This is a genomic window from Pseudoalteromonas sp. Z9A5 (assembly GCF_011378875.1).
In the GTDB taxonomy this organism is placed as follows: Bacteria; Pseudomonadota; Gammaproteobacteria; order Enterobacterales; family Alteromonadaceae; genus Pseudoalteromonas.
In genome coordinates this window covers 52,910-65,453 of sequence record NZ_WTLC01000001.1, presented here as the reverse complement: position 1 = coordinate 65,453, position 12,544 = coordinate 52,910, and the positions used below count along the sequence as shown (strand labels likewise).

9 protein-coding genes are annotated in these 12,544 nt (G+C 39.3%); 1 reads left to right on the top strand and 8 read right to left on the bottom strand.

The genetic code is table 11. From position 1 onward, the window contains the following. Positions 1-2,235, bottom strand: coding sequence for an ABC transporter permease subunit (locus GQR56_RS00295; protein ID WP_024610470.1), 2,235 nt, complete (start codon positions 2,233-2,235; stop codon positions 1-3). A 380-nt stretch (positions 2,236-2,615) separates the two neighbouring features. Between GQR56_RS00295 and GQR56_RS00290 the strand changes: the two genes are divergently transcribed. Further along, complete coding sequence (locus GQR56_RS00290) at positions 2,616-3,122, top strand: ACT domain-containing protein (RefSeq protein ID WP_024610469.1); 507 nt, start codon at positions 2,616-2,618, stop codon at positions 3,120-3,122. 177 nt (positions 3,123-3,299) lie between these two features. On the opposite strand, the gene GQR56_RS00285 is transcribed toward GQR56_RS00290, so the two are convergent. The 7 genes from GQR56_RS00285 to GQR56_RS00255 all read right to left on the bottom strand — a co-directional run bounded on the left by GQR56_RS00285 (position 3,300) and on the right by GQR56_RS00255 (position 12,481). Beyond that, on the bottom strand, positions 3,300-3,755 hold the full coding sequence (locus GQR56_RS00285) for a hypothetical protein (protein WP_024610468.1): 456 nt from the start codon (positions 3,753-3,755) through the stop codon (positions 3,300-3,302). Between the two features lie 193 nt (positions 3,756-3,948). After that, positions 3,949-7,068 (bottom strand): efflux RND transporter permease subunit, encoded by a 3,120-nt coding sequence (locus GQR56_RS00280; RefSeq protein ID WP_166108782.1) that lies wholly within the window; start codon positions 7,066-7,068, stop codon positions 3,949-3,951. Positions 7,069-7,076: 8 nt separating this feature from the next. Then, positions 7,077-8,660 carry an efflux RND transporter periplasmic adaptor subunit gene (locus GQR56_RS00275; protein WP_166108781.1) on the bottom strand — a complete coding sequence of 528 codons (1,584 nt, stop codon included), beginning with the start codon at positions 8,658-8,660 and terminating at the stop codon, positions 7,077-7,079. After that, positions 8,650-10,026, bottom strand: coding sequence for a TolC family protein (locus GQR56_RS00270; protein WP_166108780.1), 1,377 nt, complete (start codon positions 10,024-10,026; stop codon positions 8,650-8,652). The genes GQR56_RS00275 and GQR56_RS00270 overlap by 11 nt, the downstream gene beginning before the upstream one ends. 112 nt (positions 10,027-10,138) lie before the next feature. Continuing rightward, positions 10,139-10,531, bottom strand: coding sequence for a hypothetical protein (locus tag GQR56_RS00265; protein WP_346775731.1), 393 nt, complete (start codon positions 10,529-10,531; stop codon positions 10,139-10,141). A 64-nt stretch (positions 10,532-10,595) separates the two neighbouring features. Continuing rightward, positions 10,596-11,210: a paraquat-inducible protein A gene (locus GQR56_RS00260; protein WP_166108779.1), complete on the bottom strand. Its 615-nt coding sequence runs from the start codon at positions 11,208-11,210 to the stop codon at positions 10,596-10,598. Between the two features lie 2 nt (positions 11,211-11,212). Beyond that, positions 11,213-12,481 carry an EAL domain-containing protein gene (locus GQR56_RS00255; RefSeq protein ID WP_024610462.1) on the bottom strand — a complete coding sequence of 423 codons (1,269 nt, stop codon included), beginning with the start codon at positions 12,479-12,481 and terminating at the stop codon, positions 11,213-11,215. Positions 12,482-12,544: the final 63 nt, after the last annotated feature.

The following is a 12,544-nucleotide window of genomic DNA, read 5'->3' as shown; positions in this document are numbered from 1 at the left end:
TTACATTGAGCTGTATTTTTCACGCAATTGCTGACGAACAAATTCAGCGATTGTGTTGAAAATAAAGGTGAATATGAATAGTACAAATGCTGCCAAGAACAATATTCTATAGTGTGAACTGCCTACTTCCGATTCTGGCATTTCAACCGCAATATTTGCTGCAAGCGTACGCATACCCTGAAAGATGCTCCAATCCATAATAGGTGTATTACCTGTTGCCATTAATACAATCATGGTTTCGCCAACTGCGCGACCAAGTCCCATCATTACAGCAGAGAAAATACCAGGGCTTGCCGTTAATAAAATAACGCGTACCAGTGTTTGCCACTGCGTTGCACCTAATGCTAATGAACCATTTGATAAGTGCTTAGGCACACTAAATACGGCATCTTCAGCAATCGAAAATATGGTAGGAATAACCGCAAAACCCATCGCAATACCAACTACCAGCGAGTTACGCTGATCGAACGTCATACCTAGCTCGTTCGTTAAGTATTGACGTACATTGCCATCAAACATCCAAAGTTCAACAACTCCGCTCATAGCAAACGAAAGCCAACCAATAAATAAAACAACCGGAATAAGGATAATTGAATGAGAACCTTCAGGAATTTTATGACGAATTTTTGCTGGCAATTTAGTCCAGGCTAAACCTGTCGCTAACATACCTAGAGGTAATAGTATGAGTAAGCCAACAATTGCAGGTAAATGTTCTTCTATTAATGGTGCTAACCAAAGACCCGCTAAAAAACCTAAAATAACCGTTGGTAATGCTTCCATAATTTCAACGGTAGGTTTAACCACTTTACGTAATTTGCTCGACATAAAGTATGCTGTGTAAATTGCTGCCGAAAGCGCAATAGGTACAGCAAAAAGCATGGCATAAAAAGCCGCCTTTAAAGTACCAAAAGATATAGGCACTAACGAAAACTTAGATTCAAAGTCATCACTGGCTGATGTTGATTGCCAAATATAACCAGGCTCAGGGTAACCTTCGTACCACACTTCTTGCCAAAGTGCTGACCATGTTACTTCTGGATGCTCGTTATGAATTTCTAATACGGTTAGCTTGTTGTCAGCTAAAATTAACGCTGCATTTGAACGCGGTGCAATTGCAAAGTGCTTAATTGCACCTTCACTTACTTTACCCTGCCATAATTTTGCTTCGCTCGTTGTGTAATACACACCTAGCTCACCATTATTGCCGGTAGTAAAAAAAGTACGACGGTAAAATTCAGTAAATATATTTAGCTTACTTTGCTTAGTTGTTTCAAACGAACGTATTTTTTGGTATTCACGTCCCGTATCGGTGTTTACTTCAAACCACTGCGAAATCTCACCGTTGTCGTTAGCAAGCATAAGTGAGTTTGCGCCTGCTAGCAGTTGTGCCGATACAATGTTTGCATTTTCTTCGTTAGCCGAAAGTAACTGAATTTGCTCTATCTCACTTGGATCACGTGTATCGTATACATAAACTTGATTAGCCGAGCGAACAAACACACGAGTGGTGTCTGGTGACATTAAAAGCTCATCTACACGACCTTCAACATCAAGCTCTGTACGCTCTACAACCCACTCAACTTCACCACTAAACATATTTTCTTCAGCAATAAAGCTACTAAATAAAACACGCTTATCGGCAGTTAGCGCCACAACCGCTGTTTTGTCTTCATAATGACTAAATGCAAAACGCGTTATTGCCGCACCTTGCTCGTCTACTTCTAACCCCATTTCACCTAACGGATAATCAACTCGTGGCGTTAGTTTGCGTTCGTTATTTGGAAATGTAACCAAAAATTTAGGTACGACTACCATTACAGTGCCGTTTTCTAAACCATATGCATATTGCCCTTGAAACGGCGCGCTTGTTGCAAAGCTGCTTACTTCGCTTGGAAGTGCTATATCAAGTGTTTTAAGCTTTTTGCCAAAATGCTCTTTTTCGACATTATAAAAATCAACTTTACCTTGCTGACTTAATAAATAAGCAACCTCGGTTTGTTCTTCAACACCTAAACCTACTATTTGTTCTGCATTCGTAATATTTAAGCTATCGCGCTTTTCAACTTTAGCTGATTCAAAAATTGGTTGTACTACATAAAGAAGGTAAAAGAAGATTAATAGCAGCGCTATTAATACCATTACTCCGCCTGCGGTTATGCCAAACTTGGCAACCCGATCTTTAATTAGACGGCTTCGATCCGCATTAAAAGTCGGTTTATTCGGATTGGAAGTCATCAAAACACCTTTATATCTTAACGTTGTATAAATTATATTTCATCAAGATGACAGTAATGTTACAACGGTAACAATAAGCACTTTAAAACGGTTTTAAATAAAACTAGCGAGGGAAAACTCTAAATTAGCTTCAAATGGATAATTTATAAGTGAACTAAATTATAAAATAATTGGACAAAGTATTTATCGAGGTCAATACTAAAAGAGTACTTAGTAAATAATAATGATTATTAACACTGCGTACAGTCAACACAACTATATCCATTTTTATTAATTTAAAATCAAATACTTATAAAAAATTGCGACAACACAATTTAAATTAGACAACATACTTAATGCCTATGCATTTACTTTCTTTGGGCTTAAAAAGAGAATTATTTATGAAGCAGTTGGTTATAACCATATTAGGAAAAGATCGTCCCGGTTTAGTGGAAACTATTTCATCGGTTGTGTTAAAAAATAATGGTAACTGGCTTAGTAGTAACTTAAGTCATTTACTAGGTCATTTTGCAGGCATTATACAACTTGAGGTAGCAGAAGAGCATTTTCAAGCATTACAAATTGCATTAAGTACATTACCCAAATTAGACGTACGTATAGAAACAGGTAATACAGAAGTTGAGTCTTCGTCTCTTGAAAAAATTAATTTAGTCATAACAGGTAACGACCGTCCTGGTATTGTTCAAGAATTGGCAAGTGTAATACGCCATAAAGGCGCTAATATTACTCACTTAAATTCAAGACAACAAAGTGCACCTAATTGGGGAGTGCCTATTTTTAGCGCTGTTGCTACCGTTACTTTGCCAAATGGTATGGATAAAGACGAAGTTATTGAAGCATTGGAATCAATTACAAGTGATTTAATTGTAGATACGGAAGAAGTTTAACCTCCCTTTGTGCGTGTCATACAACTGACACGCATGTTATTTTAGTCTCATCAAAATGCTCTGCAGGTTATTTAACGCAGACATAAAATAAGCCGATGTAAACATCAGCTATTTTAAATAATCACCTTAAAGCTAATAAGAGCAAGATAGACTCAGTAACCCTGCTCTTTTGTAAAGCTACATATCCATATGACGATTAGTACTTTGCATCATTTGCTTTATACCTTGCTTTTCAAGCTCTAGTATTTGTTGAAGCTTTTCTTGCCCACTTTCGGTTTCGGCGCGTTCAAGTAAGTATTCATATAGCTCAATCACTTTTTGATGCTGCTGTGCTAAATAGCCTTGAATAACTTGCTCATCGAATTGCTGATCTTTACTAATATCTTCAAAGGTAATTAGCTCAGGATTTTTAGCAAAGTATTCATAACTGTACGTATCGAGCGTATTTATTTCGGTTATCGCTTTAAATCCGACTAAATCTTCAGCGAGTTTTTTTTCGTAATTTAGGTAATAGTCCACCAGCATTGCATTATGTTCATCGAGCAAATCCTTTACGCTATAGAAATTAGCCGCCATTTGCGTATGAAACAAAACGGTCCAATCGTATACCTCTTTAATTGTTTTAACTTGCATGTGCATTCCTTACTTAGTTGACTGTATAGGTAATACACTGCGTAAAGCGTGCCAATTAAAAAGCTATTTAAAAACAGTTGGTTAATTTAAATGTTAATAATAACTCGCTATTTAATAGAACAACTTACAAATTATAGGTAATTTTTATAGAGCAATGCGCGGGTAATAACTGCATTGCTCTATCGTTTTGTTATTATTTAAGTCCTTGTTTGCGCCACAACAAGTAAACAGCAGGAATAACAAGTAAGGTGAGTACAATTGCACTGCCCATACCGCCAACCATAGGGGCTGCTATTCGACTCATTACTTCGCTTCCGGTGCCTGTGCCATAAAGTACAGGTAATAAACCGATAATAATGGTCGCGACAGTCATCATAACTGGGCGTACTCGAAGTCCTGCACCTTCAATAATGGCTTGCTGTAATTGCACTAAGCTAAGCGGTTTTCCGGCTTGCTCTGCTTCGAGGCACTTTTCTTGATAGGCTTGGTTTAAATACACCAACATAATGACCCCTATTTCTACCGCAACACCGGCTAAGGCAATAAAGCCTACTCCTACTGCAACTGAAAAGTTAAAGCCCTCTAAATACATTAACCATATGCCACCAATCATCGCCAATGGCAATGTAGCAATAATGATAGAGACCTCAGCAAAGCTTCTAAAATTAAGGTAAAGCAATACAATAATTATTGCTAATGTAAGTGGTAATACATAAGTCAGTTTGTCTTTAGCACGTTGCATATATTCGTACTGCCCAGCCCACGTAATTGAGTAGCCAGCAGGTAGTATTAGGTCTTTATCGAGCACTTGCTGAGCGTGCTCAACGTAAGTACCTATATCAACGCCGTCTATATCAATAAAGCTCCAACCGTTTAAGCGCGCATTTTCGCTTTTTATACCTGGCGGTCCATCTTCAATAAATACATCAGCTACATCAGCAAGTGCTATACGCTGTCCAGTAGGCGTTACAATTGGTAACAACATTAGCTCTTCTGGCGAGTCTCTGTATGCTTGTGGATAACGTAAATTAACAGGATAGCGCTCTTGCCCTTCTACCGTTTGTGTTACGTTTGTACCACCTATTGCAGTAGATACAACTTGTTGTACGTCGCTAATGTTTAAACTATAACGCGCGGCTTTTTCTCTGTTGATATCTACTTTTATATAACGTCCACCTGCCACTCGCTCTGAGTAAACCGATGCGGTGCCTTGCACATCTTTTAATAGTACTTCTATTTGTTGACCAATTTTTTGAATTTCACTCAACTTTGGTCCCGCAACTTTAATTCCCACAGGGGTTTTAATACCCGTTGCAAGCATATCAATACGTGTTTTAATTGGCATTACCCACGCATTTGTAAGCCCAGGAAACTTAACCAAACCGTCGAGTTCTTTTTTAAGTTTTTCAAGAGTCATACCCTCGCGCCATTCGTCTTTTGGCTTTAGCTGAATAAACGTCTCTATCATTGTAAGCGGCGCAGGATCTGTTGCAGTTTCTGCTCGCCCAACTTTACCAAATACGGTTTTAACCTCGGGTACTGTGGCAATTAACTTGTCGGTTTGCTGTAGTATTTCGCGCGCTTTACCTACCGATAAACCTGGATACGTTGTGGGCATATACATTAAATCGCCCTCATCGAGTGGCGGAATAAATTCACTGCCTATTTTGTTTACCGGGTAAAAGCCAATAACAGAAACAACCACCGCGAGTACCAATGTCATTTTTGGAAATTTAAGCACCCAGTTAAGTAGTGGGCGATACGCTGCAACAAGTAATCGGTTAACTGGATTTTTTTGCTCCGAAATGACTTTACCTCTAATAAAGTAGCCCATTAATACCGGCACTAAGGTAATCGCAAGCCCAGCAGACGCTGCCATAGCATAGGTTTTAGTGTAAGCCAGTGGCGCAAACATACGCCCTTCTTGTGCTTCTAAAATAAATACCGGCATAAAGCTGACGGTAATAATTAATAAACTAAAAAATAATGCAGGTCCTACTTCACTCGCCGATTTAGCCACAACTTCCCAGCGATTTTCGTTGGTAAGGGGCGTTTTTTCCATATGCTTATGCATATTTTCAATCATGACGATAGCGCCATCGGTCATTGCGCCTATGGCTATTGCAATCCCCCCTAAAGACATAATATTGGCGTTAATCCCCTGCCAATACATAATTATAAATGCCGTTAAAATTCCAAGCGGTAACGTAATAATCGCTACAAGTGATGAGCGCACATGAAATAAAAACACCACACACACTAAGGCAACTACAATAAGCTCTTCAATTAGCTTACTTGTTAGATTATCTACCGCGTTATTTATTAAGTTGGAACGATCGTACACAGGGACTATTTCAACGCCCTCTGGTAATCCCTTTTTAAGCGATTCTAACTTTGCTTTTACGAGTTCAATGGTTTTTTGTGCATTTTCGCCATAGCGCATAATAACAATGCCGCCGGTTACTTCACCTTCGCCATTTAGCTCTGCTACACCACGGCGCATTTGCGGTCCGACTCGAATATCAGCTACATCACGCAATTGCAGCGCAGTACCATTAGCGTTTACGCCAAGCGGAATAGCTTCCAAGTCGGCAACACTCTTAATGTAGCCGGTGCTTGTTACCATGTATTCAGCTTCAGCCATTTCAACCACCGAGGCGCCCATCTCTTGGTTGCCTTGTTGAATAGCGGTTTGAATAAGGCTAAGCGGAATACCATATGCACGTAATTTATCGGGCTCTACATTGACTTGGTATTGCTTAACCATGCCGCCAACAGCAGCCACTTCAGATACACCGGGCACAGTTTGTAGCTCAAACTTTAAAAACCAATCTTGTAAGCTTCGTAGCTGACTAATATCGTGTTTATTTGTTTTATCAACTAGTGCGTATAAATAAATCCAACCTACACCAGTTGCATCAGGACCGAGCTCTGGCGTAGCGCTATCGGGTAATCTGCTTGCTACTTGGCTTAGGTATTCTTGTACTCGGCTACGCGCCCAATACAAATCAGTTTTTTCGTCAAAAATAACGTAAACGTACGAGTCACCAAAAAACGAAAAACCCCTTACGGTTTGCGCACCTGGCACAGAAAGCATTGCTGTGGTGAGCGGAAATGTAACTTGGTCTTGCACTACTTGCGGCGCTTGCCCCGGGTAAGTGGTTTTTATAATGACCTGAACATCAGATAAGTCAGGCAAGGCATCTACGGGAGTATTTTTTACCGCAAACAATCCTCCACCCAGTAAAATTAATGTAAGCAACAACACAAAAAAGCGATTGCTAACAGACCAGCGAATAATGGCAGTTATCATAATGGCTCCTAGTGAGAACTATGTTGCATAGGTTGCATAGGTTGCATAGTAGAATGATCAATCGGCTCTGCGTTTTGCGCTCTAGTAATTACAAATTCATCGTTAATAATGCTAAAAGTAAAATTAATATACTCGGCATTTTCAAACTGACTAATATCAATATCTGGCGCTAATACAAAGTCCATTGTGGCGGGTTCTCGATTCCATTTTTCAATGGCCTCTCGGCTAATATTAATAATGCGATTTTGTGTATCTATGGCGTTAATAGTACCGTTAACCGTGGCGTTTTGTGGCTGCATATCCATGTTCATATTCGAGCCTGAACCAGAATCCGAACTCATACCTGAGCTAATACTAGAGCTGATACCAGAGCCAGGCATTTCCATTCGTTTAAAGTCGGAGCTTTTACTCGATTCAGAGTCTATTAAAAATTGTGCCGAGGTCACTACCGTGTCACCTGTCATTACACCTGACAAAATGACCGCTTCATTACTATTAATTTGCCCAACGTCTACTTCTACCGATTTAAAACGACCCTCACCTAATGCAATAACCACACGGTTTTGATGCTGCGTGCGAATTACCGCTTCTTTAGGAACTGTAAATTGCGCCTTACTCGCTTTAGCGTGAATGCTCACTTGTGCAAACATATTTGGTTTTAACCGATGATCTACATTATTAAACCTAAGCCTTACACGCAGAGTCCGGTTTTTAGCATCAAGCGCGGGGTAAATGTAATCAACCTTACCTTCCCACTTTTGACCTTTTAAGTAATCAAGCGTCATCGTTACAGGTAAACCAACGCTCACTTGTTCTGATTGGCGCTCGAACACTTCAGCCTCTACCCAAATTTCATCAAGCTGGGCAATACTCATCATTGATGTACCCGGTTTAACGTAAAAGCCTTCTCGAACTGTTAGCTCATCTACCACACCACTTTGCTTTGCGTAAAAAGTAATATTTTGCATTATCTTTTTATTTTTTTGTAAGCGCTCGATAAATCCATCAGACACATTTAACGACTCTAAACGCGCCTTTGCAGCGCGAATTAACACGGTATTATTACGATTAACCGCCAATAAAAGCTCTTCCTGTGCGTTCACCAATTGTGGTGAATACAATGTATATAAAGGCTCACCGGCTTTAACTTCTGCGCCTTGTGCTTTAACGTATAAACTTTCAATCCAGCCTTCTACACGCGGATGAATGTGAATAAGTTGGTCTTGGTTATATTGCACATAACCCACAGTATTTATATCGCTGTGAAGTGTTTTAAGCTCTACTTTGGCAGTTCTTACACCAAAGTTATTAACGACTGCAGGCGAAATAGTTACAGCACCAGGCCCATCCTGATCGTTGCTAGCGTTTTCATACACAGGGATTAAATCCATTCCCATTGGCGAAAGCCCTGGCGTTTCACGCCTGTAATTACTATCCATAGGCGCAACCCAGTATAAGGGTTGTTTGTCAGCATTTTGCTGTTCATTCATTGGCGAGTTACTAGGTAAAAGCTGCATTACTAAGCCCCCAATTAACCCAAAAGCGCCTGCGCCAACTAAGGCGGCAACAAGTAACTTTAAATTAGTATTCATTGTGTAATTCTCCAGTTTTCTCGCTCATTACTTGGGTGTCTAAGCTACTTGCATAATAATTAAGGCGGGCGGTAATAATATGTTGATCTACTTGAATATTAAGTGCGTCAATTTTGGCGTTTAGCTCACTAATACGCGCGCGCATCACGTCAGAAAAATCCCCGTCATCGCGTGTATAAGCATTAAGTGTTGCTTGAGATTGCTCTGACATTTGCGGTAATAACGTATTTTGATAAAGCGCACCGCGTTTTTGCAAACGAGCGAGTTGGCTAAACTCCTTAAAGTACATGCCTTTGAGTTTTTGAAGCGCCACCAGCTTTTGTGTTTTAGTAGCTTCTGCACTAGCAATAGCCGATTTAACCTGTTGATCTTGTCTGTTATCGGTAAACAATGGCAAATCAATACTAAACCCTACCGAGAGTAAATCAGCTCGCGACTCACCCATCGGAGTATCATCTCGGTAACCATAACCCACATTAACGCCCATTTGAGGTTTGTAGCTTTGCTTAGCGAGCGCAACTTCGGTTTGCTTTGCTGTGACGGTTTTGTCTATCGCAATAATTGCGGGATGCGCCATAAGCAACTGTATTAATTCATTAAATTCAAGGCTCGCAAAATCAACCAGCCCCGCAGTTTTAGTAAATTCTGTATCTAAAGGCTGCATAAGCATATTAATAGGTAACCACTGTGCTAAACGACCTTTAGCACTTTCAAACTGCTGCTCAAGCATAACCAGCTTATCTTCAAGGCGGGTGAGCTCTAATTGCGCACGAATAATATCTTGCTGACGTGTTTTACCTAAGGTGCTTGCGTAGCTTGCTTCGGTAATTTCAATAAGCTGAGTAAATAGCCCTTTATCTTGCTCAATTAAAGCAATACTTCGCTGAGCACGATACGCGTTCAACCACGACTCAATCACAATTGCTTTTACTTGTGCTAAGCGATCGGCGCGCTGCCAAGGGTATTGTTGAGCAGACTGTGCTAATGCTTTTTGTTTAAGCGCTAAACTATTCCCTCGGCTAAACTTTTGGCTCAAATCAACTTTAAGCTGCGTCATCCCTTCTTGATCAAACGCATAACCGTTAGTAGGTAAGTTGAGTAAGCCAACCGTTAGAACAGGATCGGGTAAGGTGCCTGCGGCAATGCTTTGCGCTATTGCGGCATCTTCTTGGTAGCCACTCGCTTTTAGCCATGGCTCATGCGTTAGCGCATAATTAAGCGCTTGCGTTAAGCTAAGCGTTTGCTCATTACTAGATTGCTTTAGTATTTCGGTATTTAGGTTATTTGAATTGTTTTGCGCATTAACAGCGGTGCTAAATAACACAACACTACATAATACGACTTTAATACTTACAGCGTGGTTCATCACCTGCTCCATCTAAAAATAAAAGAAAATCTTAAATTAGGAAGCAAAAAAGGTGTTTAGGAGTTACCAATAAACGGGGTTACCGCAATTTTTACATACACCTATCCTGCTATTAAGCAGACATAGGAGGACGGTAGAGTGAACGAGGTATATTAATTTGTGTAGTAAATACACGTACATTTACTTTTTCAGATTCAAGTAAAGTAACGCTAAATAAAGTATCAACATTAAGCATTGAGTTAGCAGCGCAGCCACTCATAGGGCATTTACAATCATTTTGTGGCGTACTTTCGTCGTCGCAACAATCCATCTGCATCATATTATCAGACATGCTAGCAACAGCTGTTGCATCACTACTTTGTGCCATTGGCATTTGGGCATGCATTGCTGTTTTAGTTAGCATATGTGGCATTTCGCATACCATAGCTACAGACGCAACTGCCTGACCCACAAAAGTGAGTAGCAAAGTTATCATGAGTAAACTAGAGTAAAAACGTTGCAACATTATGCCTTTTAATAAACTTTAAAATGATTGTAAGGTAACCTAACGGCAACCACAAATACTTTAATTATATAGACTGCGGTTTAGCAGGTGTTTTAATTAAGTTACTCGCGATAATTGCAAATATACAATATGCGCTAAAATACCAAAACCCTTCACCAAATTGTGCATTCATAACAAGTAGCTCGCCACTTTTACCATGGGCGTTACCTGCTAGATAAGTCACTATTAATGCAATAACAAATACATCAACCATGCTCCACTTACTTAATGCACAAATAACCAGACCGAGCTTTTGCTTAAACCTATTCAAAGGTAGGCAACAATAAAGCAATTGTAATAGCAGCTTCAAGCTTGGAATAACAATAGAAAACAACCCCACTAAAGCGGCTACAAATAAATTATTATTGCTAGCAAGCTCTTTAACTGTGCCTAAAATACTTTGTGTTTTGTTATAGGCGCTAATCTCGCCTTCTAGCTTATCAAGCCCTAGCATGTTCGAGAACATCATTAGCATACTGCGAGTTCGACCATCGCCCTCTTCAGCCAGCATTTCAATACCCGCTTGCGCTAGTTTTGATTTATCTATGTTGCCCTCTATTGTTAATACTGGTTTTGTAATACCAGGAAACAATAAACCAAGCGCGATTATAATACTTAAAACAGATAACCAATTACGCATACTTAATCACCAGCCACAACTTCAATAACATCATCACTATAAAGCATCGATTCTAAAACAAAGCTATAAACTTTCTCAATAGAGATTTGCGGGTTTACCTGTTTAAGTTTATAACTTGCAATTACCCAGTCTTTTTCTTGTATTGCTTTAGCAAGTAACAAACAATCACCGAGCACACCAGTGTGAGCTAATAATGCATTATTTATAGCAACATCAAGTGCAAACTCTTTTACAATAACGCTTAATTCTATATCTAAAATAGCATCAAGCATCGAAAACAAGCCCACCAAATAACCTTGCTGCGCCAACTCAACATTTTGCTCGCTTAAAATTAGCTCCATTAATCTTGCACGAATAAGAGCATACTTAGTAAGCTCTGTTGGCTTATCAATTCCCAAATCACTTAATGCTAAAACTCGTACAAACTGACGTATTGTATCCTCACCCAAATAAACAACAGCTTGAGAAATAGATGTTATTACTAAATTACTATTACCAGAGCGTGCATTCGCCAGTTTTAAAATACGTGCTGTAATACCTATATCTCGAGCTACTCGTTGGTGTATTTCTTCAAAACATAAAGAGTCTTTAGAAGTGCATTTTAGTAAATCAAATACTGTAACTTTAGAGGGATCAACGCTGTTATACGTTAGCATCTCAGGGCGTGAAAAAAAGAACCCTTGAAAGTAATCACATCCGGCGCCTTTGAGCGTCAAAAATTGCTCATGGGTTTCTATACGCTCAACAATCACCTTACATTTAGGGTAATTACGTTTGAGTTTTTTAACACGCATATTTGTTTTGATGATGGCTTCATCAACTTCTATTTTTATATAATCAACTAACGCTAATAATGGCTCCCACTTAATATCGCCATCGTAATCATCTAATGCAAAAATATAACCTTCTTTTTTTAATGCCTGCACACGCCTTGCAATAGCCGTTATATTAACTACACGCTCTACGATTTCAATAACCGCAGTTTCTGGTTTTAATAATTTAGGGAAGTCATCTAGCAGTGCATCAGTTGATAAATTAATAAATGCTCGATGGTTAGCGGTTAATTTTTCAATTCCAACTAACATTAGTGTATTAAAAAATAAGCGACTCGTTGCCTTTTCGTCGCTCATGCCAACCGGAAACGCATTATTTGATGAATCTCTATATAGCAACTCATATGCAAAAACGCCTTTAGCAGCATCAAAAATAGGCTGCCTAGCTACATATTGTGTAATAACCGGTTGTTCAGGCAATTTTTTTGAGGGTTTCAATATATATAACCTTTATAAGACGCTTTAATGTTCACCATTAATCCTAACACTTTAATATAAGCT